At 65.6% G+C, this 23,794-nt stretch carries 14 protein-coding genes and 3 pseudogenes; 9 read left to right on the plus strand and 8 right to left on the minus strand.

Features of this window, described 5'->3' with window-relative positions; translation table 11 throughout:
• Positions 1-3,644 (minus strand): retention module-containing protein (locus ACIGFL_RS08730; protein ID WP_397496887.1); only part of this gene is annotated, 3,644 nt, incomplete at its 3' end.
• A gap of 445 nt (positions 3,645-4,089) precedes the next feature.
• Between ACIGFL_RS08730 and ACIGFL_RS08735 the strand changes: the two genes are divergently transcribed.
• Genes ACIGFL_RS08735 through ACIGFL_RS08745 form a run of 3 tightly spaced genes read left to right on the plus strand, consistent with a single transcriptional unit; the run spans position 4,090 to position 8,990 of the window.
• Positions 4,090-5,445: a TolC family outer membrane protein gene (locus ACIGFL_RS08735; RefSeq protein ID WP_397496888.1), complete on the plus strand. Its 1,356-nt coding sequence runs from the start codon at positions 4,090-4,092 to the stop codon at positions 5,443-5,445.
• 32 nt (positions 5,446-5,477) lie between these two features.
• Positions 5,478-7,628 carry a type I secretion system permease/ATPase gene (locus ACIGFL_RS08740; RefSeq protein ID WP_397497104.1) on the plus strand — a complete coding sequence of 717 codons (2,151 nt, stop codon included), beginning with the start codon at positions 5,478-5,480 and terminating at the stop codon, positions 7,626-7,628.
• 9 nt (positions 7,629-7,637) lie between these two features.
• The gene (locus tag ACIGFL_RS08745) at positions 7,638-8,990 is read left to right on the plus strand and encodes an HlyD family type I secretion periplasmic adaptor subunit (RefSeq protein ID WP_021442109.1); all 1,353 of its coding nucleotides are present in this window, start codon (positions 7,638-7,640) and stop codon (positions 8,988-8,990) included.
• A 136-nt stretch (positions 8,991-9,126) separates the two neighbouring features.
• Here ACIGFL_RS08745 and ACIGFL_RS08750 read toward each other — a convergent pair whose 3' ends face one another.
• From ACIGFL_RS08750 to ACIGFL_RS08770, 5 genes and pseudogenes are all read right to left on the minus strand, one after another.
• Complete coding sequence (locus ACIGFL_RS08750; protein ID WP_397496889.1) at positions 9,127-9,735, minus strand: tRNA-uridine aminocarboxypropyltransferase; 609 nt, start codon at positions 9,733-9,735, stop codon at positions 9,127-9,129.
• Positions 9,736-9,910: 175 nt separating this feature from the next.
• A pseudogene (locus tag ACIGFL_RS08755) lies at positions 9,911-10,885 on the minus strand (methyl-accepting chemotaxis protein); the annotation flags it as partial.
• A gap of 312 nt (positions 10,886-11,197) precedes the next feature.
• Positions 11,198-11,509 (minus strand): annotated as a pseudogene (locus ACIGFL_RS08760) (PAS domain-containing protein); the annotation flags it as partial.
• Positions 11,510-11,593: 84 nt separating this feature from the next.
• Entirely contained in the window at positions 11,594-12,493 is a 900-nt protein-coding gene (locus tag ACIGFL_RS08765; RefSeq protein WP_397496890.1) for a LysR family transcriptional regulator, read from the minus strand.
• A 10-nt stretch (positions 12,494-12,503) separates the two neighbouring features.
• Positions 12,504-14,066 carry an EAL domain-containing protein gene (locus ACIGFL_RS08770; RefSeq protein ID WP_397496891.1) on the minus strand — a complete coding sequence of 521 codons (1,563 nt, stop codon included), beginning with the start codon at positions 14,064-14,066 and terminating at the stop codon, positions 12,504-12,506.
• Between the two features lie 241 nt (positions 14,067-14,307).
• Between ACIGFL_RS08770 and speB the strand changes: the two genes are divergently transcribed.
• From speB to ACIGFL_RS08790, 4 genes are all read left to right on the plus strand, one after another.
• A complete protein-coding gene (speB, locus tag ACIGFL_RS08775) occupies positions 14,308-15,267 on the plus strand; it encodes an agmatinase (protein ID WP_021442114.1) in 960 nt (319 codons plus the stop codon).
• A gap of 78 nt (positions 15,268-15,345) precedes the next feature.
• Positions 15,346-16,740 (plus strand): YjiH family protein, encoded by a 1,395-nt coding sequence (locus ACIGFL_RS08780; RefSeq protein WP_397496892.1) that lies wholly within the window; start codon positions 15,346-15,348, stop codon positions 16,738-16,740.
• Positions 16,741-16,857: 117 nt separating this feature from the next.
• Positions 16,858-18,459 carry a 5-guanidino-2-oxopentanoate decarboxylase gene (locus ACIGFL_RS08785; protein WP_397496893.1) on the plus strand — a complete coding sequence of 534 codons (1,602 nt, stop codon included), beginning with the start codon at positions 16,858-16,860 and terminating at the stop codon, positions 18,457-18,459.
• Between the two features lie 421 nt (positions 18,460-18,880).
• Positions 18,881-19,609, plus strand: a complete 729-nt coding sequence (locus ACIGFL_RS08790) for an MBL fold metallo-hydrolase (RefSeq protein ID WP_397496894.1) — start codon at positions 18,881-18,883, stop codon at positions 19,607-19,609.
• Positions 19,610-19,648: 39 nt separating this feature from the next.
• On the opposite strand, the gene ACIGFL_RS08795 is transcribed toward ACIGFL_RS08790, so the two are convergent.
• A complete protein-coding gene (locus ACIGFL_RS08795) occupies positions 19,649-19,783 on the minus strand; it encodes a hypothetical protein (protein ID WP_021444873.1) in 135 nt (44 codons plus the stop codon).
• A 92-nt stretch (positions 19,784-19,875) separates the two neighbouring features.
• On the minus strand, positions 19,876-21,594 hold the full coding sequence (gene aceK / locus ACIGFL_RS08800; RefSeq protein WP_397496895.1) for a bifunctional isocitrate dehydrogenase kinase/phosphatase: 1,719 nt from the start codon (positions 21,592-21,594) through the stop codon (positions 19,876-19,878).
• 211 nt (positions 21,595-21,805) lie between these two features.
• Here aceK and ACIGFL_RS08805 point away from each other — a divergent pair.
• Positions 21,806-22,111 (plus strand): annotated as a pseudogene (locus tag ACIGFL_RS08805) (EamA family transporter); the annotation flags it as partial.
• A 53-nt stretch (positions 22,112-22,164) separates the two neighbouring features.
• Complete coding sequence (locus tag ACIGFL_RS08810; RefSeq protein ID WP_397496896.1) at positions 22,165-23,778, plus strand: recombinase family protein; 1,614 nt, start codon at positions 22,165-22,167, stop codon at positions 23,776-23,778.
• Positions 23,779-23,794 lie beyond the last annotated feature (16 nt).

Consider the following 23,794-nt stretch of genomic DNA (forward strand, 5'->3'; position numbering starts at 1 on the left):
AACAGCCCCGCTACCGTGCCTATGGATACACCCGAGGAATTCTCGGCCAGATTCGCCAGGTTGCCGTCGTCATTCGCAACCGGCGTGTCGTCGTCGATCACCACCGTGAAGCTGGTCGTGCCTGTACTGCCATCGGCGTCCGTCACCAGCACATTCACGGCGAACGGCGTGGTGTTGTCTTCCGTACCACTCACCGCATGCTTCACCGGCTGGATCAGCACCATCGTGTAGTCGGCACTGCTGTTGCCCACATTGGACACCGTGATGGTGAACACTTGGTTCGCCGCCACATTGGCATCTGTGCCCGCCACATAGCCGATCAGCACGCCGCCGCTCCACGTGGTCACCACACTCTGCCCGCTCAGCGTCTGCAGGCCGGTGGCGTTGCCCGCCGTCGACAGCGTCACGCTGCCGATCGCGTCCGCACCCAAGGTATAGGTAATGGTGCCACTCAAGGTTGTGTTGTCATCGCCCGGACCACCCGGGTTACCTACCGCTACCGGGTTCGTCGCGTCGTCATCGTCCGCCAGCAGGTTGGCACTGGCCGCCACGTTGCTCACACCAGTGTCGCTCAGCGTCACCGTGAAGCTCGCCGTCGCCGTATCGCCGTCACCATCGGTGATGGTGTAGGTGAAGGTTTCGACCTCGGTCTCACCATTCACCACATTCAGCGTGGTGTTGGTGTAGATCAGGTTGCCGTCCCCATCGATCGTCACCGTACCGCCCTTGTCGCCCACAGCGATGACGAACGCCGATGTGCCCGCCCCGTCGGCACCATAGCTGTCGTTGCTCAACAGCCCCGCTACCGTGCCTATGGATACACCCGAGGAATTCTCGGCCAGATTCGCCAGGTTGCCGTCGTCATTCGCAACCGGCGTGTCGTCGTCGACATTGACCTGGAGCGTGCCGTCAGCGGTGTCGCCGTCACCATCGCTCACCCGGTAGCTTAGGGTGAACAGCTGGTTGTTCTCATTGTCGCCAGATACATGCATGATCGGCGCGTTCTGCGTCACCGTATAGGCGCCGGTCGCACTATCCAGCGTCACCGTCAGCACCGTCACGCTGCCTTGCTTGACCAGCAGACTGGTACCGGAAAGCTCATAGCTGAAGCCTGCCGGCGCACCACTGGTCAGCCAGGCCAGCGAACCGCCGTCGGCGCCGAAGCTGTGCCCCAGGGTGCCGCTGACATTGACCCCGTCCGGGTCGTCGCCGACACCGCCCGGGTTGCCACCGGCCAGGGCATCGTCGTCCAGCTGCACCACCGCGTTCACACTCACCGACGGCCCGTTGTCGCGGAACACCAGCGAACCGCTCAGATCCAGGCTGGCGCTGGCACTGTCGCCATCGCCGTCGGTGATGGTCGCGCCCAGGCTCAGGCTGCCCGTAGCCGGGCTGATCGGCTCGTTCGGATCGGCCGTCGGATGCTCCACCGCCCGCACCTGATCCAGGGTCACCGTGCTACCGGCCAGCGTCACGCTGAACGCCACCGGACCGCCCACGCCGCCCACCCGGCCTTCCACGCCGGTCGCGGTGTTGAACAGGAAGATGGCCTGCCCGGTGGCGGTGTCCACCAGGCCGCTGTCGGTGCCGTTCACCGTGCTGACGTTGTAGACCAGGCTGCCTGCCCCGTCGGCGCCGAACGCGCCGTTGAAGGCGCCGGCAATATCGGTGCTGGCGTTCACCGCCAGGTTGGTTTCATCCACCACCAGGCCGGTGTTCGCACCGGTCACCACGCCAATCGACGGACCGTCGTCGCGGAACACCAGCGAACCGCTCAGGTCCAGGCTGGCGCTGGCACTGTCGCCATCGGCGTCGCTGATGGTCGCGCCCAGGCTCAGGCTGCCTGCCGCCGGGCTGATCGGCTCGTTCGGATCGGCCGTCGGATGCACCACCGCCCGCACCTGATCCAGGGTCACCGTGCTACCGGCCAGCGTCACGCTGAACGCCACCGGACCGCCCACGCCGCCTACCCGGCCTTCCACGCCGGTCGCGGTGTTGAACAGGAAGATGCCCTGCCCGGTGGCGGTGTCCACCAGGCCGCTGTCGGTGCCGTTCACCGTGCTGACGCTGTAGACCAGGCTGCCTGCCCCGTCGGCGCCAAACGCGCCGTTGAAGGCACCGGAAATGTCGGTGCTGGCGTTCACCGCCAGGTTGGTTTCATCCACCACCAGGCTGGTGTTCGCACCAGTCACTACGCCAATCGACGGACCGTCGTCGCGAGCAATCAGGAGCCCCCCCAGATCAAGGGAGGCAGAGGCTGAATCACCATCGCCATCTGTCGCGGTAGCGACCAGCTGAATCAATCCACCCGCCAAGGTGACAGCTTCATTCGTGTCATTCGGATCGTCATGACGCAGAGCCCGCAGTTGATCCCAAGTCACGTTGCCGTCATCGGCAACCGAGATGCGGAAAGCGACCATACCGGCATCGCCACCCACCCAGCCTTCCACGACATTACCGTTCAGGTGAAGCTCAACTCCCTGCCCGGTCAACGTGTCGATCAACCCGCTGTCCAGCCTCAGGACATTCAAGCTGAAGGCCACCACCCCACCGTCCGCACCGAGATTGAACTCGAAGGCGGAGGCAAAACTGCCCTGATCGTTCACCGACAGGTCGCTCTCATCGACCACCAGTGCATTCAACTCGCGATCAGCCAGGCTGACGCTGGGAGAGTCATCGCTGACCAACACGTCCAGCGACACGGTCGGCGAAACATCGCCATCGAGGTCGAACATCCGCACCAGGAAACCCTCGCCGACCTGGTCGGCGCTACCGGTGCCGTTGGGATTGTCATGATCTAGGGTGCTGCCGGTCAGGGTGTAGACCCAGTTGCCCGCCGCGTCGACGGTCAAAATGCCGTACTTGCCCTGTACCTCACCGCCATTGGTGACATCGATCCAGTTGCCGTTCACGTCCTGAATCTGCACGGAGGAGATTCCGTCCGGCGAGTTGATGACCAGACGCCCCGAGGCTTGCTCGGCCGGGCTGGATGGATTGCTACCGTCAGCCAGGGCGGCTTCGTCGACTAGCGCCGGGCCGGTGGTCACCGCGCCAACGAAGTTCTGGTATTCGACATCAATGTCGGGAATGAAATTGGGCGTCTCCGGAGTCGGCTCGGGATCCGCACGCACCTCAGGCTCAGGATCGGGAAATTCGGGACCTCCCGAGAATCCGGCCGTCGGGAAACCGATCACCGGATCGAGCGCGCCGCCGACTTCGCCGAGCAGCACGAAGGAGTGACCGCCACCGGCGCCGCCTGCGCCGCCACCGCCGGCCCCCGGGCCGGCCGCGGTGGCTTCGCCTTCTAGGGTCGGGTCGACGCCGGCCTCGATCGCCGCCTGCAGTTGCTCGACGTCGGTCAGGTCGCTGTCGCTGGGAACGGGAGGCGCTGCATCGGCCCTCGGGGCCTGTGAGGCAGGACTGGCGGCGAGCATCTGCTCGTCGAGCGTCAAACTACTGTCGCGACCCAGGGTCAGTTGCTGACCGTTGCTCAGGGCTACCGCGATGGCGCCAGAGGCGCCGGTCACGAGCTGCTCGCCCGCATAGACCCGATCGCCTTCACTGAGTGGCCGGCGCGATCCATCGCTCGCTACCGCAAAAACCTCGCCGACAACCTGGCTGACGACACCAATTAGAGTAGCCATGATTCCATCCTCACTACAGCTGCCGACCACCGTCGACACGTATTGCCAAATGGGCCAAGACACCTTTTCGAGCGTGAGGTGAGGTCAAACCAGCTGACTGAAATGGAACGGCGCAAAAAACCTAAACCGCTACTGACAAAAAAATGTCACTACAGCCCGCGTCGAACTACTCCATCAGATGAATCCCCGCCCTGTCGGTGCTTGACCGTCTGTTTTAGCCACGCAAGCCATAGAAAGGCACCAAATACGCGGCTTCTAAGATCAAACAATGTGCTGCTTTTCGCAGAGAACATAAGACTTTTTCAGAATAAGCCTTGTGAAAAATTCTTCTTAGCTTCTCCAAAAGTTGTTCTTAGCTGTGATGTTACAAGCCTGAAACGGTTTACCAGGCAAAAAAGCCATTTTTTTGGCGACAGGATAAGAACATTCGTAAGGAGATACGCCAATGCGCACACTCAACCCCCTATGGAGCGCCATGCTATTGGCGGTTGCCTGCAGCCAGGCGCAAGCCATGAACCTGACCGAAGCAATCCAGAGCACCTTGGACAACCACCCGGAAATTCATGCCGCCGCCAACAGTCGCCTTTCGTCGGATGAAGATATGAAGATCGCCAAGGGCGGCTATCTGCCGACCGTCGACCTGCTGGTCGGCTATGGCCGCGAGCAGACCGACAGTCCCACCACCCGCGCACTGGGCGACCACAACAAGGAAACCCTGACGTACAACGATGCCCAACTGCGCCTGCGGCAGATGCTGTTCGACGGCTTCAACACCCCCAACGAGGTGGCTCGCACCGAGTCGGTGGTCAACTCCCGCGCCTATCGCCTGCTCGGCACCTCGGAGAGCCTGGCCCTGCGCACGGTGGAGGTATACCTGGACGTACTGATGCGCCGCGAGATGGTCGAACTGGCCCGCAACAACCTGCAGGCCCACCAGCGCATCCACGACCAGATCGGCCTGCGCAGCCAGCAGGGCGTCGGCAGCACCGCCGACCTCGATCAGTCCGAAGCCCGTCTGGCCCTGGCGCAGAACAACCTCTACACCGAGCAGGTCAACCTGGCCGACGCCGAGGCCAACTTCTTCAGCGCCGTCGGCCGCCTGCCCGATCAGCTCGAATCGCCCGCCACCATCCGCGGCAACATGCCGGCCGACCTGATGGCCGCGCGGCAGACGGTGATGGACAACAACCCCTTCCTGAAGTCGGCGCAAGCCGACGTGAACGCCGCCGAGAAGCAGTACGAAGTGGCCAAGGCGCCCTTTTACCCGCGTCTTGACCTGGAGCTGGCGACCAACGCCGGCGACAACATCCAGGGCGACGAGGGCCACAACAAGGGCTGGCGCGCCGCCGTGGTAATGAACTACAACTTATTCAACGGCATGCGCGACAAGGCCCGCCTGCAGGGGGCAGCGCACCAGATCAACGAGTCCATGGACATCCGCAACAACGCCCTGCGGGTGCTCAACGAGAACCTCTCGCTGGCCTGGAACGCCATGGAAAACGCCCGCCTGCAAACGCCCAAAGCCCGCGACTACGCGGACTACACGGCGCGGGTGCGCGAGGCCTACCAGCAGCAGTTCAGCCTGGGCCAACGCACCCTGCTCGACCTGCTCGACAGCGAGAACGAACTGTTCACCGCCAACCGCCGCTACAGCGAGGTGCGCTTCGCCGAGGAGTTCTCGATGTACCGGGTGATTGCCGCAATGGGTGATCTGCTGCGTCAGCAACAGGTCGTAGTCCCGGCAGAAGCTGTAGCCCTCACCGAGGTGAAGAGCGAGGCGCGCCTGCCGGAAATGAAGTAGTCCCGGCGCAGGAGTAGTAGAACTTGACCACCATGGAACGGCCAGGGCCTGCCAGCGATCCGCGGCTCAGCCACGACGATCCGCTGCTCGACGGCCTGTTGATCCTCTGCCGGCTGCACGGCTGCTCGGTCAGTCGCGGCAGCCTGAGCGCCGGCCTGCCCCTGCCCGAGCAGCGCCTGACCGCCGATCTGCTGCCGCGCGCCGCCGCGCGTGCCGGGCTGCAGGGGCGCCTGCTGTTTCGCGACTTGGCCAGCATCTCCGCACTCAACCTGCCGGTGCTGCTGCTGCTCAAGGACGGCCGTAGCGCCGTGCTGCGCCAATGGGGAGCGAACGACCAGGCGCAGATCCTGCCGTGCGAGGCCGACGGCGGCGAACAGTGGGTCGCACGCGAGCAACTGGCCGCCGAGTACAGCGGCCAGGCCTTCTTCGCCCGCCCGCGGCACGAGCTGGAGGAGGCACGCACGCCGCTGGTGCCGCGCCTCGAAGCCTGGTTCCGCGACACCCTCAAGCTGTCGCGCTGGCTCTACGCCGATGCGCTGCTGGCCAGCCTGCTGATCAACCTGCTGGGCCTGATGGTGCCGCTGTTCGTCATGCAGACCTACGACCGCGTGGTGCCCAACCAGGCCACCGCCACGCTCTGGGTGCTGGCCGTCGGCCTGCTCATCGGCACCGGCTTCGAGCTGCTGCTCAAGGTGCTGCGCGCGCACCTGCTCGATACCGCCGGCAAGAAGACCGACGTGGTGCTCTCGGCCACCCTGTTCGAGCGCATCACCGGCATGGCGATGAAGGCCCGCCCGGCCAGCGTCGGCGGCTTCGCCCAGAGCATCCACGACTTCCAGGGCCTGCGCGATTTTCTCACCGCGGTGACCCTGACCAGCCTGATCGACCTGCCCTTCTCCTTCCTGATGATCCTGGTGATCTGGCTGATCGGCGACTGGCTGGTGCTGATCCCGCTGCTGGCCTTCCCGCTCACCGCGCTGTTCGCCTTCATCATCCAGATGCGCCTGCGCGACACCGTGGAGAAGAGCCTGCAACTGGCCTCGCAGCGCCAGGCGTTGCTGATCGAGACCCTCGGCGGCCTGGAGACCCTCAAGGCCTGCGGCGCCGAGAGCGAACGCCAGCACCAGTGGGAAAAGACCCACGGCGCCCTCACCCGCCTGGACAGCCACGCACGCTTCCTCTCGGCGCTGGCCACCAACGGCACCCTGTTCCTCCAGCAGTTCGCCGGCATGGCCACCATAGTCGCCGGGGTCTACGCGATCATCGCCGGCAACCTCAGCGTCGGCGCACTGGTTGCCTGCTACATGCTCGGCAGCCGCATCCTCGCCCCGCTGGGGCAGATCGCCGGGCTGATCACCCGCTACCAGCAGGCGCGCCTGACCATGACCAGCACCGACGCGCTGATGGCCCTGCCGCAGGAGCGCCAGGACAAGCAGCGGCCGCTGGAGCGCACCCAGCTCAAGGGCGCCCTGGACATCCGCCAGGTCAGCTTCCGCTACCCGGGGCAGAGCGCCCCGGCGTTGAGCAACGTCAGCCTGCACCTGGCCGCCGGCGAACACCTCGGCATCATCGGCCGCAGCGGCTCGGGCAAGAGCACCCTGGCGCGCCTGATCATGGCCTTCTACAGCGCCGACGAGGGGCAGATCCTGCTGGACAACCTCGACCTGCGCCAGCTCGATGTCGCCGACCTGCGCCACCAGATCGGCTACGTCGCCCACGACCTGCCGCTGCTGGTCGGCAGCCTGCGCGACAACCTGACCCTCGGCGCACGCTACGTCAGCGACGCGCGCATGCTCGAAGTGGCCGAACTGACCGGGGTGATCGACCTGGCCCGGCAGCACCCGCAAGGCTTCGACCGCCCGGTGGGCGAACGCGGCCAGCTGCTCTCCGGCGGCCAGCGCCAGGCTGTGCTGCTGGCCCGCGCGCTGCTGCTCGACCCGCCGATCCTGGTGCTCGACGAACCCACCAGCGCCATGGACAACACCAGCGAGGACCTGCTGCGCCAGCGCCTGCACAAGTGGGTGCAGGGCAAGACCCTGATCCTCATCACCCACCGCGCTTCGATGCTCAGCCTGGTCGACCGCCTGGCCGTGCTGGACAACGGCCACGTGGTCGCCGACGGGCCGAAGGACGCGGTGATCGAAGCACTGCGCAAGGGCCGCGTCGGCCCCTCGCCGAGCTAGGAGGCGAGCATGGAACACAGCCTGCGCGACTATTTCGGCAGCCTGCGCCAGCGGCGCCAGGACACCGAGTTCATGCCCGAGGTGGAAGGCGCCATCCTCGAGGATTCGCCCTGGCTGACCCGCGCCACCGTCTGGGCGGTCAGCGCCTGCCTGCTCGCCGCGCTGCTCTGGGCGCATTTCGCGGTGCTCGAGGAGGTCACCACCGGCGAGGGCAAGGCGATTCCCTCGAGCAAGGTGCAGGTGATCCAGAACCTCGAAGGCGGCATCGTCAGCGAGATCTTCGTGCGCGAGGGCCAGGTGGTGAACAAGGGCGACGTGCTGCTGCGCCTGGACGACACCCGCTTCCTCTCCAACCGCGGCGAGACCGAAGCCGATCGCCTGGCGCTGATCGCCCGCCTCGAACGCCTCAGCGCCGAGGCCGAGGGCCGCGAACCGCAGCTGCCCGAGGAGATCACCCGCGACGCGCCGCAGCTGGCCGAAGACCAGCTGGCGCTGTACCACTCGCGCCAGCAGCGCCTGAAAAGCGAGCAGCGCACCCTCGGCGAACAGCTGCGGCAGAAGGAGCAGGAGCTGGCCGAATTCCGCTCCAAGGCCCAGCAATACCGTTCCAGCCTCGGCCTACTGCAGCAGGAGCTGAACATGTCGCAGCCGCTGGTAGCCTCCGGGGCGATTTCCGAGGTCGAGGTGCTGCGTCTGCGCCGCAGCGTGGTCGAGGTGCGCGGCTCGCTGGAGGCGACCAACCTGGCCATTCCCCGCGCCGAGGCGGCGATGAGCGAGATCAGGAGCAAGATGGAGGAGTCCGAGCTGAGCTTCCGCGCCGAGGCGTTCAAGGAGCTCAACGAGCTGCGCACCGAACTGCAGAAGATCACCGCCACCAGCGTCGCCATCCAGGACAAGGTCACTCGCACTACCGTCGTGTCGCCGGTGCGCGGGGTGATCAAGCAGCTCAAGGTCAACACCATCGGCGGCGTGGTGCAGCCGGGCAACGACATGCTGGAGATCGTGCCGCTGGACGACAGCCTGCTGATCGAGGCCAAGGTGCGCCCGCAGGACGTGGCCTTCCTGCATCCCGGGCAGAAGGCCATGGTCAAGTTCAGCGCCTACGACTACACCATCTACGGCGGGCTCAAGGCCAACCTTGAGCTGATCAGCGCCGACACCATCACCGACGAGGAAGGCAACAGCTTCTACCTGATCCAGGTGCGCACCGACAAAAGCCACCTGGGCAGCGAGGACAATCCGCTGCTGATCATCCCCGGCATGGTTGCCACGGTGGACATCATCACCGGCGAGAAGAGCGTGCTGGCCTACCTGCTCAAGCCGGTGCTCAAGGCCCGCTCCGAGGCCATGCGCGAACGTTGATCGAACACCCCGCAAGAGCCGGGGGGACGCCTAGTCATTGCCGGCGATGCCTTGCGATTTCCGGGATCGTGACGTATCGCTGGCAAGCCCGCTCTTGCAGGCAGCGAGTGCCTGCTGGGTTCCCGCCACGCAACGCCTACGGCTTGCGGCCGCCCTGCCCGTGATTGCGGCGAAAGGTCTCCTCGCCCATCGCCGCGATCTGCCCCTCGATCAGCGCTTCGAACGGCCGCAGCAGCGCCGCGAAACTGCACGGAGCCTCCAGCACATCCAGCGCCGTGGCAATCGCCTCGATGGTCGACAGCGCCCCCTCGGCCGGCGCCTTGCGCAGGCGGTAGCGCGATTGCGCCCCGGCCGGCAGGGCGACCCGCGGCAAGCTCGCCAGCGCCGGGTTCAGGTGCAGCAGCTTGCGCGCCTTGCGCCAGGTGCCATCGGGCACCACCAGCAACAGCGGCAGCTCGCCCTGCGTTTGGGCGGTCAGTTCGACGGCCTCCTCGCCAGGGAACAGCAGGCAGGCGCGGTAGCCCGGTTGCGCCAGGAGCTGCGGCAATTCTCCGAAGGTCTCGCCCACCCGCAGCTCGGCGTTACGCAGGCCCAGGGCGGCCAGCCGCGCGGTATTCAGGGCGTGCGCGGTTTCGCTGGGGTGCTGCAGGATCAGCAGGCGGGTGCGGCTATCGAGTGCGGGGATCAGCACACACAGGCAATGGCCGAGCGGGCGCAGGCAGCGGGGGCAGGTCGGACGAGGCATGCCGCGCAGTGTGCCACGAAGCGCGGCGCCAGGCAGCACAGGCGCCTAGCCCGGATGCAATTCGGGGAAGAGTCGGCGGATTGCACCCGGGCTACCAGACGCCGACTCCGGCAAGCGGGCCCGGGGTGGACAGCGCTTCGCGGTTTTCCACCCCAGGGCATCGCCCAATCCCGCTTCAGCGGTTGAAACGCTCCGCCAGGCTGTGCAGGTAGTCGGCCATCTGCTCCAGCTCGCGGCTGATTTCCGCGCCCTGGTGCGCCTGCCCGGCGCTATGGTCGGAGAGCTGGGCGATGCGGGTGATCTGCCGGCTGATGTCCTCGGCGACATGGCTCTGCTGCTCGGACGCCGCCGCCATCTGCTGGCTCATGCCGGTGATGCGCGTCACCGCCGCGCTGATGCCTTCCAGCGCATCGCGCACCGACTCCACGCTCTGCATGCTGCCGCGCGAGATGTCCTCGCCCTTGCCGGCGGTGACCACCGCGCGCTCGGCGCCGGCGCGCAGGTCGGCGATGATCTGGTGGATCTGCTCGGTGGACTGGCGGGTGCGCGAGGCCAGCGAGCGCACCTCGTCGGCCACCACGGCGAAGCCCCTGCCCTGCTCGCCGGCGCGCGCCGCCTCGATGGCGGCGTTGAGCGCCAGCAGGTTGGTCTGCTCGGCGATCGAGGTGATCACGTCGGCGACGCTGCCGATGGACTGGGTGGAGTTGGCCAGCTCGTTGACCGCCTGGCCGATATCGGTCACCGCCTGGGCCATGTGGCGCATGGAGTCCAGGCTGCCGACCGCCAGTTGGCGCCCCTCCTTGGCCAGGCGGTCGGCCTCCTCGGCGGCGTGCGAGGTGCTCTGCACGTTGTGCGTCACCTCCTGGATGGTCGCCGCCATCTGGTTGATGGCAGTGGCCGACTGGTCCGTCTCGGCGCGCTGCTGGTCGAGCAGCGCGGCGCCGGAGCGCGACAGTTCGGCGGACTGCGCGGCGCGCTTCTTGACGTTGACCCCGGCATCCTCCAGGCGCGTCAAGGCGGTCTGCAGACGCGCCTCCTCGCTGATCATGGCCATGTCCAGCAACGCCTGGGCACCGCGGTTGTCGCTGTAGGTCAGCGCCACCAGAGCGCTGGTGAAGGCCTTGGGGTGTTCGTCCAGGGTGCGGCGGATCAGCTGGCGGGTGCGGTACAGCTGGTAGGAGCCCAGGGCGAACAGGGCGGCGAGGATAAAACCGAGCAGCCAGGGCCCGCTGAGCAGCCAGTGCGCGCCGAGAATCGCCAGACCGGCGAGGATCAGCGGCCAGGAACGCAGCAGGTCATAGGTCCAGGATTCCAGCTTGGGCACCGGCGGCTTGCCGCTGCGCAGCCGCGCATACAGCGCTTCGGCGCGGCGCTTCTGCGCCTCGCTCGGCAGCGAGCGCACCGATTCGTAGCCGGCCATGCGGCCGTTCTCGTAGATCGGCGTGACATAGGCACTGACCCAGTAGAAGTCGCCGTTCTTCGAGCGGTTCTTGACGATGCCCATCCAGGGCTTGCCCTGCTTGATGGTCTCCCACATATGGCCGAACACCGCCGGCGGCATGTCCGGGTGACGCACCAGGTTGTGCGGCTGGCCGATCAGTTCCTCGCGGGTGAAGCCGCTGATCTCGACGAAGGCATCGTTGCAGTAGGTGATCTTGCTGTTGAGGTCGGTGGTGGAGATCAGGCGTTCGGCGGCGGGAAAAGTCCTTTCCCGCTGAGTCACAGGCAGGTTCTGGCGCATCGTGGCATCCCTGTCGAATGAAGGTTGAGACATACGTATGAATAAGTACTAGCACAGGGCAATCACGGCGCCAGGCGCCGCCATTGAGCATGGCAAAGATAATCGGACGAGCCTGTTTCAGGTCTGATTCAGTTGCGTCTTGAGCAGGTCGCGGAAGGTCTGGATCAGCGGCTCGCGCGAGCGGCCGCGGCGCAGGATCAGCGAGAACGGCGCCTGGTAGCCGAAGGTGGTGGGCAGCAGCACCTTGAGCCGCTGTTGCTCGACCCAGGGCTGCGCGTAATGCTCCGGCAGGTAGCCGATATAGGCGCCGGACAGCACCAGGATCAGCTGTGCCTCCATCGACTCCACCGTCGCCGCGCTGTGTTTGAAGCCGTGCCGCGCCAGCTCCGCCTGGCTCCAGTAGCCGCGGCCGACCATGCGCTGCTGGGTGATCACCTCGGCGGGGATGCGCCGCTGCTCGAACAATGAATGCCGTTCGCTGCAGTACAGCCAGTGCTGCTCGCGGTACAGCGGCTGATAGACCAGGCCGTTCATCCGCGTGGAGAAGGCGCCGATGGCCAGATCCAGGCGGTTGTCGAGCACCGCCAGCTGCAGCTCGTAGGGGCTCATCACCGACAGGTGCAGGTGCACGCCGGGATGTTCCTGGCTGTAGGCGCCGATCACCTCGGCCAACGGCAGCGCCGGATCGCTCACCGTGGAATCCAGCACGCCGAGATTGAGGGTGCCGCGCAGCTCGCCCTTGAGCGCGGCGGAGTAGCGTTCGAAGCCCTCCAGCTCGCCGAGCAGACGCAAGGTCTCCTGGTGGAACAGCTCGCCCTTGCTGGTCAGGCTGAAACCGCCGCGACCACGATGACAGAGCACCAGGCCGAGTTGCGTCTCCAGCTGGCTCATATAGGTGCTGATGGCCGAGGTGGACAGATTCAGCTCCTGCTGCGCGGCGGCAAAGCCCTGGTGGCGTACCACGCAGGCGAAGATGCGCAGCAGCTTGAGATCGGGTAGCGAGGTGAGAGGCGTCATGCCAGGCAGTCTACCCTGGCAGCTGCACGGAAGCAGCCGGATCGTCCAGCGCGCAGGCGAGGAATTCGGCCGCCGGCAAGGGCCGACCGAACAGGTAGCCCTGCAGATAGTCCACGCGACGATTGCCCAGGTAGCGCAGCTGCTGCTCGTCCTCCACCCCTTCGGCGATCACCTCCAGCTGCAGCTTGGCGCACAGGTCGATCACGCTGTCGAGAATGTGCAGCGACAGGGCATCCTTGCCGATCATGGCGACGAAACTCTGGTCGATCTTCAGGTAGTCCACCTTGAGCTTGTGCAGGTAACTCAGGCTGGAATGGCCGGTGCCGAAGTCATCCAGTGCGATCTTCACGCCCATCTCGTGCAGGTCGGCGAACAGCTGATCGGTGAAGGCATCCGGCTCCAGCAGTTCGCGCTCGGTCAGCTCCAGGGTCAGCACCACCTGCCCCGGTACGAAGGCTTGGAGAAAGTTGCGGCAGTCCTCGACCAGCTCGCGGCTACGGCAATGAGCGGCTGCGATGTTGATGCCGATATGAAACCCGCCGCCGAGTCGATCCGCCACCGGCGCCAGCAGCTCCGCCGTCTGCCGCATCAGTTCCCGAGTCATCGGCACGATCAGGCCGGAGCTTTCCGCCAAGGGAATGAACAGATCCGGGCGCACCAGCCCCTCGCGCGGGTGCTGCCAGCGCATCAGCACCTCGGCGCCTATCCACTGCTGCGAACCGCTGCGCACCAGCGGCTGGAAATAGGGAATGAATTCTCCGGCCTGCAGCGCACGACGCAACTCGATGCTGGGGGAGCTGGAGCGCGCCAGCAGCCAGTGGCTGCCCACGCCGGCCAGCGCGCCGAGCAGCCCCAGCAGCAGGTACAGCACCGGATATTGCTCGCCCATGTAGCTCAGCCGCGCACCTCCGGGAAACGCCGCACGTACCTGATAGGGATAGCGCGTCGAACTCAGCGCGACCCGAGCCACGGGGTATTCCGGCAGGCGTCCCGCTCGCACCAGTCCGCTGCGCGGCATCCACTGCTCACCCACCAGCAATTGCATGAAGGCGCCGCGATCCACCGACTGCAGCACGTTGGCCAGGTAACGTCCGTCGATCGCCACCAGCGCGCCGCGCTCGTCCACGACATCGCGATACACCAGCAACGAATGATTCGGGGTGACCGGGTTGCCCGCCAGCAGCCGCAGCCGACCGGCCACGTAGGCGGCAGAGTCGACTGGCTCCTCGAACGCGCCGAACAGCGATGAGCAGTACAGCCGTCCCCCATCCAGCAGGTTGACCGAGCGCACGAAGGGCACGGTGGCGACCTGCTCGCGCAGCACCAGCTCGACCTCCGCGCAGGGTCTGCCGACCTGCGGCAATACCTCGCCGGCGGCCTGGCTGGCATTGTCGAGCATCAGGTCGATCTGGCGCACGGCGTCGGCGGCGCTGGTGCGGCTGATGTCGCGCAGCACGATTCCGGCCTGCGCGTACAGAAACATCAGGCCGAGCACAACCGGCAGCATCCCCACGGCGAGAGAGGCGCACAGTCGCACTCGGGAACGATGGGTGCGGTAAGCGGTTAACGGCATCCAGGCCTCCTCGCCGCGAGCTCCAAAATAAGCGCGATACGCCATATGGCCGACGCGCCGTTGCACTCAGCCTAGCAGCTGTCAACGACGTGCCTGAGAGCAGGTGCAACAGTCTAGTGCCGGGCGATTAGTTTAGAAATCTCTGAACTAAGTTTTTGCCCCTGCCGATTTTTCCCGGAGCGGCGCTGACCAAGAATCCGACCAACGATTCCTACAACCACAACAACCGTGAGGCCTTCCCATGGACAAGGTTTTTCATCAGCCCCTGGGCGGCAACGAAATGCCCCGTTTCGGCGGCATCGCCACCATGATGCGCCTGCCGCATATCCAGAAGATCGAAGAGAAACGTGAGCTCGACGTCGCCTTCGTCGGCGTGCCGCTGGATATCGGCACCTCGCTGCGCTCCGGCACCCGCTTCGGCCCCCGCGAGATTCGCGCCCAGTCGGTGATGATCCGCCCCTACAACATGGCCACCGGCGCCGCCCCCTTCGACTCGCTGAACGTGGCCGATATCGGCGACGTGGCGATCAACACCTTCAACATGGCCGAGGCCGTGCGCATCATCGAGGAGTCCTACGACGAGATCCTCGAATACGGCATCAAGCCGCTGACCCTGGGCGGCGACCACACCATCACCCTGCCGATCCTGCGCGCCATCCACAAGAAGCACGGCAAGGTCGGCCTGGTGCATATCGACGCCCACGCCGATGTGAACGACGAGATGTTCGGCGAGAAGATCGCCCACGGCACCACCTTCCGCCGCGCCGTCGAGGAAGGCCTGCTGGACTGCGACCGCGTGGTGCAGATCGGCCTGCGCGCCCAGGGCTACACCGCCGAGGACTTCAACTGGAGCCGCAAGCAGGGCTTTCGCGTGGTGCAGGCCGAGGAGTGCTGGCACAAGTCGCTGGAGCCCTTGATGGCCGAGGTGCGCGAGAAGGTCGGCGGCGGCCCGGTGTACCTGAGTTTCGACATCGACGGCATCGACCCGGCCTGGGCGCCCGGCACCGGCACCCCGGAAATCGGCGGGCTGACCACCATCCAGGCGATGGAGATCATCCGCGGCTGCCAGGGCCTGGACCTGGTCGGCGGCGACCTGGTGGAGGTCTCCCCACCCTACGACACCACCGGCAACACCTCGCTGCTCGGCGCCAACCTGCTCTACGAAATGCTGTGTGTGCTTCCGGGGGTTCAGCGCCGCTGACCGCCGGCTTTTATTGCTCCGCCCGGGTGCCCCGCGAGGCGCCCGGTACATCCATACAACAACAACTAGGGTGCCCAGATGAATCGTGAAGAAGCCATGCCACTGCTGGACGACCAGCCACCGGCCGATACCTCCTACAACCTGCGCCAGCTGCTGATCTTCCTGATCCCCTCGCTGCTCGGCGTGCTGCTGTTCCTCACGCCCATCGTTTACGAGGAAAAGGTCACCATCGGCCTGGGCGTGATGGCCGATGCGCTGAAGGCCGGCTTGAGCGACTGGCTGCCGGCCATCGCCACCGGCCTGCTGCTGTTCTCCGCCGCGGTCGGCCTGTTCGCCAGCCTGCTCAAACCCAAGTGGCTCACCGAGCGCCACGCCCTCAACGAGATGTTCAACCTCAGCCCGCTATGGCTCGGCCTGCGCGTGCTCGGCGCGCTGTTCGCGGCCATGACCTTCTGGCAGTTCGGCCCGGAATGGATCTGGAACGCCAACACCGGCGGCGTGGTGCTCAAGGACCTGGCTCCGGTACTGATCACCTTCTTTCTGGTCGCCGGGCTGATCCTGCCGCTGCTCACCGACTACGGCCTGATGGAGTTCATCGGCACCCTGGTGCGCAACCTGTTCCGCAAGATCTTCGGCCTGCCCGGGCGCTCGGCCATCGACGCCATCGCCAGCTGGCTCGGTTCCGGCACGGTCGGCGTGCTGATCACCGCCCAGCAGTACCAGAAGGGCTTCTACAGCGCGCGGGAAGCGGCGGTGATCGCCACCAACTTCTCCATCGCCTCGATCGCCTTCAGCCTGCTGATCACCAGCTTCATGAAGCTCGACCACCTGTTCGTGCCCTTCTACCTCACCGTGGTGGTCGCCGGCCTGGCCGCCGCCATCATCACCCCGCGCATCCCGCCGCTGTCGTGGAAAAAGGACGAGTACATGCCAGGCGTCGGCAAGCAGATCAAGGAAGACGTGCCGGCCGGCACCTCGCTGCTGCGCTGGGGCCTGGTTCAGGCGGTCAAACGCGCCAACGCCAACCCCTCGCCGGCGCAGATGATCAAAGTCGGCGTGCACAACGTGGTGGACATCTGGCTCGGCCTGCTGCCGCTGGTGATGGCCATCGGCACGGTATCCCTGGCGATTGCCGAGTTCACCCCGATCTTCAACTGGCTGTCCGCGCCCATCGTGCCGCTGCTCGAGCTGCTGCAACTGCCGGAAGCCGCCAAGGCCGCGCCGGCCATGCTGGTGGGTTTCGCCGACATGTTCCTGCCGGCGGTACTGGGCAAGGGCATCGAGAGCGAACTGACCCGCTTCGTGGTGGCCTGCGTGTCGCTGACCCAGCTGATCTACATGTCCGAAGTCGGCGTGCTGATCATCAAGGCCAAGCTGCCGCTGAACATCCTCGAGCTGTTCATGATCTTCATCATCCGTACCCTGATCACCCTGCCGATCATCGCGCTGATGGCGCACTGGATAGTCGGTTAACAGTCCCGCAGGGCGGACATGCCAACGGCTTGTCCGCCTCTGGGCGAGTGACGGTGGACCAGGCCGCGCCCTGTCCACCCTGCATAGCGCGATCAGCGCCATTGAAGGATTCTCAACATGACCACCTGCGGCGAATTTCTCGTCAAGCAACTGGAAGCCTGGGGCGTCGACACCGTGTTCGGCATCCCCGGCGTGCACACCGTGGAGCTCTATCGCGGCCTGCCGCACAGCGGCATTCGCCATATCACCCCGCGCCACGAACAGGGCGCCGGCTTTATGGCCGACGGCTATGCGCGGGTGTCCGGCAAGCCGGGGGTGTGCTTCATCATCACCGGCCCGGGGATGACCAATATCCTCACCGCCATGGGCCAGGCCTACGCCGATTCGATCCCCATGCTGGTGATCTCCAGCGTCAACGAGCGCGCGCGCCTCGGCCTGGGCAAGGGCTACCTGCACGAGCTGCCCAACCAGCGCGCCATGACCGCCGGGGTCACCGCCTTCAGCCATACCCTGATGAGCGTCGAGGAGCTGCCCGGCGTCCTGGCCCGCGCCTTCGCCGTGTTCGAGGGCGAGCGTCCGCGGCCGGTGCATATCGAGCTGCCGCTGGACATCATCACCGCCGATGCCAGCCATATGCGCCTGGCGGCCAGGCCGCGGGTCGAGCGCCCGGCACCGAATCGCACGCTGATCCGCGACGCCGCCGCCCTGCTGAAGAACGCCCAGCGCCCGCTGCTGCTGCTCGGTGGCGGCTGCGTGGCCGCCCAGGCCGAGGCCCGCGCCCTGGCCGCCAGCCTGGACGCGCCGACCGCGCTGACCATCAACGCCAAGGGCCTGCTGCCGCCGAATCATCCGCTGCTGCTGGGCAGCAACCAGTCGCTGCTGCCGGTGCGCCAGCTGGCGCTGGAGGCCGACGTGGTGCTGGCCATCGGCACCGAGCTGGGCGAGACCGACTACGACGTGGTGTTCGACGGCAACTTCAAACTGGGCGGCGCGCTGATCCGCGTGGATATCGACGCCCAGCAGCTGCAACGCAACTTCGCCCCGCACCTGGCGATCCAGGGCGACGCGCGCCTTGCCATGCGCATGCTGCTGGCCGAGCTCAACCCCTGCGAGCCACGCGCCGACAGCCCCGGCGCCCGCCGCACGGCCGCCGTGCAGGCGCAGCTGGCCGAGGATTTCGCCGGCTGGGGGCATTACCGTCAGCTGTTCGACACAGTGCTGGAGGTGCTGCCCGAGGCGCGCTTCGTCGGCGACTCGACGCAGACGGTGTACAGCGGCAACCACCTGGTGGAACTGGACGGCGCGCGGCGCTGGTTCAACGCCTCCACCGGCTACGGCACCCTGGGCTACGGCCTGCCGGCGGCCATCGGCGCCAAGCTGGCCGAGCCGGGCAGCCCGGTGATCAGCCTGATGGGCGATGGCGGCCTGCAGTTCACCCTGCCGGAGCTGGCCAGCGCGGTGGAGGCCGGCGTCGGCATCATCGTGCTGCTGTGGAACAACTCGGGCTACGGCGAGATCAAGCGCTATATGCAGCGCCGCGATATCGAACCGCTTGGCGTGGATATCTACACCCCGGACCTGCTGGCCATCGCCCGCGGCTTCGGCTGCGCCGCCGAACGCGCGCGCGATCACGCGCACCTGGCCGAGCTGCTGCGCACCGCGCCGACCGCCCGCCCGCTGATCATCGAAGTGCTGGAGCAAGCGCCCTTCCATCCTTGAACCACCCCGTAGCCCGGATGCAATCCGGGCTACGGCCATCAGCACAAGAACCGACGACGGCACCATCGCCCTCTGGCCGGGCCCCAGCCCGGTGGTCACCGGCATCCTCATCTGCGGCTGTCAGCGTTCGTCCCGACCGACAGCTGCGCCGCTGGGCGCTGTTGCCGCGGGCGCAGCAGGCCTGACGCAGCCCCCGTATGAACCAGCTGGTGACCTCCACGGATGGAGGAAATGCGGCAAGCCAACTGGAGCGGTGGCTGCCATCCTTCACCGATCGCCAGCAAGCTGGCTCCTACAATTATCTGATCGGCAGCAGCGAGCTCGCAGCGCGGATGCAATTCGAGGCTGATCGGTGCGCACGATCTAGCCGGCCCCGCGATACCCTATGGAGCCGTGCGCAGCTCGGTTTGAGGAAACAGCCATGAGAATCGTCACGCGCGATCAATGGTTCGAGGTACGCCGCCTGGATGACGGCGTGCGCCTGATCCACGAGCCCTATGTGCGCCCCTTCTACCGCTGCAACATGTGGCATGTGCAGGGCCGCGAGCGCGACGCACTGATCGACTCCGGCTCGGGCCTGGTCAGCCTGCGCGAGCAGTTGCCCTGGCTCACCGACAAGCCGCTGCTGGCGGTGGCCAGCCATACCCATTTCGACCATATCGCCGGCCATCACGAATTCGCCGAGCGCCTGGTGCACCCGGCCGAGGCCGAGATACTCGCCGCACCGACCGGCGCCAATACCCTGGCCACGGCCTTCGTCGGCGACGAAATGTTCGAGGCCCATCCGGATTGCCCGCTGTGCTACGCCGAGTATCGGGTCAAGGCGGCGCCGGCCACCCGTCTGATCGAGGATGGCGACGTGCTGGATCTGGGCAATCGGGTGTTGCAGGTGCTGCACACGCCCGGCCATTCGCCCGGTGGTATCAGCCTGTGGGAAGCGGCGACGCAGACGCTGTTTTCCGGCGACATCCTCTACGACGGCCCGCTGATCGAGGATGCCTACCATTCCAATCTGGAAGATTACGCACGCAGCCTCGCGCGCCTGCGCGAACTGCCGGTGCGTGTCGTGCACGGCGGGCACTTTCCCAGCTTCTCCGGCGAGCGCATGCGCGCACTCCTGGATGCCTGGTTCGCCCGCCACGCCCTGTAGGGTGCCGCGGGGCCGCACGCACCGCCCAGGACGAAGGGATTAGCGCCGCTGGCGCGCCTCGCGGCGCAGACGCTCCTGCTCGGCGGGGTCGATTCGCAGGGGCTGGGCCCGGGGTGCGCCCCAGCCGAAGGCCAGCAGCAGCGCGTGCAGATGATGTTGCAGCTTGGCGAGCATGGTACGACCTCCTGCCACGTTCATGAGAGATGGAGCCGGACGGCTCCTGTACTGAGCCTAGCCCCGCCGCCGGCGAATTCAACTGATCCCGATCAAGCGACCGGGCTCTTGCGCCGGTAGGGAAACACGTCGATCACCTTGCCCTGAACAATGGCCTCCTGCAGCCCCTTCCAGTAGTCGGCGTCGTACAGGTTGCCGTGCAACTGGCTGAACAGCCGGCGCTGCTTGATATCGGCGAACAGAAAAGGCGGGAACTCCTCGGGAAACACATCCGTCGGCCCCACCGAATACCAGGGCTCGGAGCTCATCTCGTCCTCGGGAAAGCGCGGCGGCGGGATGTGGCGGAAGTTCACCTCGGTGAGAAAGCAGATCTCGTCGTAGTCGTAGAACACCACGCGACCGTGGCGGGTGACGCCGAAGTTCTTCAGCAGCATGTCGCCGGGGAAGATATTCGCCGCCGCCAGCTGCTTGATCGCCAGGCCGTAGTCCTCCAGCGCCTCGCGCACCTGCGCCTCGTTGGCATTCTCCAGATAGAGGTTGAGCGGGGTCATGCGCCGCTCGGTCCAGCAGTGGCGCACCAGCACGGTATCGCCTTCGAGCACCACGGTGGAGGGCGCCACCTCCAGCAGCTCGGCCAGGCACTCGGGCGCGAACTTGGCCTTGGGGAAACGAAAATCGGCGAACTCCTGGGTATCGGCCAGGCGCCCGACGCGGTCGACGCTCTTCACCAGGCGGTACTTCTCGATCACCGTCTTGCGGTCGACGTTCTTCGCGTGCGAGAAGCGGTCCTTGATGATCTTGAACACGGTGTTGAAGCCCGGCAGGGTGAACACGCTCATCACCATGCCGCGCACGCCGGGAGCCATGACGAAGCGGTCGTCGCTGGTCGCCAGGTGGCCGATCAGCGCGCGGTAGAACTCCGACTTGCCGTGCTTGTAGAAGCCGATCGAGGTGTACAGCTCGGCGATGTGCTTGCCGGGCAGGATGCGCTTGAGGAAGCCGACGAACTCCGCCGGTACCGCCACATCCACCATGAAGTAGCTGCGGGTGAAGGAGAAGATGATCGACACCTCGGCCTCGTCGGTGATCAGCGCGTCGACCTGGATGCCGTGACCTTCGCGGTGCAGCAGCGGGATCGCCAGCGGCCACTGCTCGTCGCGGGTGTAGATGCGCCCCACCAGGTAGGCGCCCTTGTTGCGGTAGAGCACAGAGGAAAACAGCTCGATGCACAGCTCCGGGTCCTTGCACACCCAATCCGGCAGGCTGGCGCGCAACTGCTGCTCCAGCCGCTGCAGATCGCGCGGCAGGTCCTCGTAGGCCACGTCGAAACGGTGATCCTCGAAGATTGCCCGCAGCATGTCCGCCAGTTCGCCGGCCGGGCGGTAGCTGCGCGTCTGCGCCGCGCCGGGGTGGCTGCGCAGCGACGGCCGGGTGGTGTGGACGAACATGCAGCCGTCGCTGATCAGGTCGTGGCTGAACAGGCTGCAGAAGATCGAGTTGAACCAGGTTTCCGCCAGCTCGTCGTCGAAACGCAGGTCGATCAGGGCGATATAGGCGCTCTTCACCAGCGGCCACTGGCCGACCTCGAGCAGCACCTCGTCGAAGACCTGCTGCAGGCGATCGCGGGTCTCGCCGACCTTGTCCTCGTACAGGTTGATGCGCGCCGCCGAGGCCCGCTGCGCCTCCTGCCACTGCGCCAGCTCGAAGCGCGCGCGGGCGCCGTCGGTGATCTGGCGAAAGTGCTCGCGGTAGTCGTCGAAGCCGTCGAGGATCAGCTGCGCGATCTCGCCGGCCGGCCATTGCTGCGCCATGGAAGTGCCTCGCAAGGAAATGAGTGAAGCGAGCTTAGCCGCAAAGCCGGCAAAACGTAGCCCGGATGCAATCCGGGGACTATCGCCCAAGTCCTCCCTAATTTCATCCGGGCGACGGGCTGGCACAGGCCTCGTTCGAAAGCGCGATGCGGATTGCCAGAACGGCGGCAGCCGGCAACACTCTCGCTCCCCACCTGCCGGATGCCCCGCCTTGCGTACCGCCGACCTGCTCCGCCTGCTGCTGCTCGCCGCCATCTGGGGCGCCAGCTTCCTGTTCATGCGCGTCGCCGCGCCGGTGCTGGGCAGCATGCCCACCGCCTTCTTCCGCGCCAGCTTCGGCGCCCTCGGCCTGCTCGCCTTTCTGCTGCTGATGCGGGTGGGCTGGGATTTTCGCGGCAAGCTCAGGGCCTGCCTGCTGCTCGGGGTGATCAACGCCGGCCTGCCGTCGGCCATGTACTGCCTGGCTGCGCTGATCCTGCCGGCCGGCTACTCAGCGATCTTCAATGCGACGACGCCGAAGAATTCCGCAGTGTTATGATTGAGCCCTGACCATCATCAGGAGCTACCACAGTGCCCGCCGCCTTCAGTTATGTGCGATTCAGTAGTGACCAGCAAAAACACGGTGCCTCCCTGGCGCGCCAGCGGGATATGGTGGCCGAGTGGCTGAAGGCCCACCCAGACCACACCCTGTCCGATCTACGTTTCGAAGACTTAGGCGTTTCAGGCTTCAAGGGTGATCACCTCGAAAACGCATTCGGCAGGCTCCTGGCCGCTGTGAAGTCTGGGGAAATCAAGCCGGGTGACAGTATCTTGATTGAGGCTATCGACCGAGCTGGCCGCCTCCCTCCCGACACGATGCTGAACCTGTTAACCAGCATCACGAGTGCAGGCGTTCGCCTTGTCAGTCTGGACGATGGGTTGATCTACGACAGCACCCCCGCTCGGTCTAGCAACCTGTTCTTGTTGGTCGCCAAGTGTCAGCAGGCATGGCAGTACAGTGATGCACTGTCGAGACGTGTGAAGGATGCCTATCAGCGGAAACGGGTTAAGGCTGCTGCTGGGGAGGGTGCCAAACGTCGCGCTACATTGTGGATTGATGAAGCTGGCCAGCTCATTCCCGACCTTGCTCCACTAATAACGCAGTGCTTCGAAGACTACGCCGCAGGGCTGGGAGAACGCCGTATCATGGCGCGTATCCGTGGCAAGCATCCCCTGCTAGAGACAGTCAACGCTTCCACTGTGAAGCGCTGGCTTCGGAATCCCACCGCCCTCGGTCGCTGGGGAGAGATTGACGGTGTATACCCACCCGTGGTGACTCCTGATCTGTGGTTCAGGGTACAGAAGCGTCTGGAATCTCAGTACAAGCCCAAGAGCGCCAGCAGCCAATACTTCCTTTCCGGTCTGGTCAAGTGTGGTCGCTGTGGTGCCAATTTTGGAGTGCTGAAGGTTCCCCATAGCCCCCTCGCAATGACTTGCATGTCACGCCACCGACTAGGCGCCGCAGGATGTTCCAATAAGCGCAGCATCCCGTATGCGGTGCTAGACCATATCCGCGCCCACACGTCCCACAGCGCTCTCCAGAGAGCCGCCCAGAGCCAGAACCTCACCCAAGCTGAGAAACGTGTCATCGAAGTGGACGGAGAGCTTCGGGAGCTGCACCGAAAATCCGCTGATCTGGTGGAAGCCCTGGCAGAGTTCGGCAACCTCCCTGCCATCCGTGAAAAGCTGGCCGCAGTATCTCAGCAGATAACCGCCCTGGAGAATGAGCAAGCCTTGCTGAAGGCATCCCCCGCCCCGCTCACCCTGGATGACGTGATAGAGGCCGAGAACGATTATCTCGATGATGATCCGCAGAAGTTGAACGCGTTACTTCAGGGGGTCGGGTATGCCATCCATTGCGATGACAAGATGATCGCGGTGCATGAACCCAGTTTCGGCAGCGACAGCGCCACGCAGGTTTTCCGGTACAGTCACGTAAACCGCCCTAGCAACAGCTATGTCTTTTTCCAGGGTGACGCCGAGATTCGTATTCCCGTCCCCAACGCCCAGCACTTCGCAGAGCAAGCCCAGCAGATGGCCGAGCTGGAACAGGCACCAACCAGAACCCTGGCTTACCGCAACGGCCAGTTGATAGACGATGCCACCGGAGAGAGCGTGTCTCTCGACACCATAGAGAAGCTGTGACCAGCACCCAACAAAA

The organism is Pseudomonas sp. NPDC077649 (assembly GCF_044542855.1).
Classification (GTDB): Bacteria; Pseudomonadota; Gammaproteobacteria; order Pseudomonadales; family Pseudomonadaceae; genus Aquipseudomonas.

What these genes read in the sequence shown, in the direction of transcription:
- ACIGFL_RS08735 (WP_397496888.1), top strand. Translation starts at nt 4,090, where the DNA reads ATGCGCACACTCAACCCCCTATGGAGCGCCATGCTATTGGCGGTTGCC.
- ACIGFL_RS08740 (WP_397497104.1), top strand. Translation starts at nt 5,478, where the DNA reads ATGGAACGGCCAGGGCCTGCCAGCGATCCGCGGCTCAGCCACGACGAT.
- ACIGFL_RS08745 (WP_021442109.1), top strand. Translation starts at nt 7,638, where the DNA reads ATGGAACACAGCCTGCGCGACTATTTCGGCAGCCTGCGCCAGCGGCGC.
- ACIGFL_RS08750 (WP_397496889.1), bottom strand. Translation starts at nt 9,735, where the DNA reads ATGCCTCGTCCGACCTGCCCCCGCTGCCTGCGCCCGCTCGGCCATTGC.
- ACIGFL_RS08765 (WP_397496890.1), bottom strand. Translation starts at nt 12,493, where the DNA reads ATGACGCCTCTCACCTCGCTACCCGATCTCAAGCTGCTGCGCATCTTC.
- ACIGFL_RS08770 (WP_397496891.1), bottom strand. Translation starts at nt 14,066, where the DNA reads ATGCCGTTAACCGCTTACCGCACCCATCGTTCCCGAGTGCGACTGTGC.
- speB (WP_021442114.1), top strand. Translation starts at nt 14,308, where the DNA reads ATGGACAAGGTTTTTCATCAGCCCCTGGGCGGCAACGAAATGCCCCGT.
- ACIGFL_RS08780 (WP_397496892.1), top strand. Translation starts at nt 15,346, where the DNA reads ATGAATCGTGAAGAAGCCATGCCACTGCTGGACGACCAGCCACCGGCC.
- ACIGFL_RS08785 (WP_397496893.1), top strand. Translation starts at nt 16,858, where the DNA reads ATGACCACCTGCGGCGAATTTCTCGTCAAGCAACTGGAAGCCTGGGGC.
- ACIGFL_RS08790 (WP_397496894.1), top strand. Translation starts at nt 18,881, where the DNA reads ATGAGAATCGTCACGCGCGATCAATGGTTCGAGGTACGCCGCCTGGAT.
- ACIGFL_RS08795 (WP_021444873.1), bottom strand. Translation starts at nt 19,783, where the DNA reads ATGCTCGCCAAGCTGCAACATCATCTGCACGCGCTGCTGCTGGCCTTC.
- aceK (WP_397496895.1), bottom strand. Translation starts at nt 21,594, where the DNA reads ATGGCGCAGCAATGGCCGGCCGGCGAGATCGCGCAGCTGATCCTCGAC.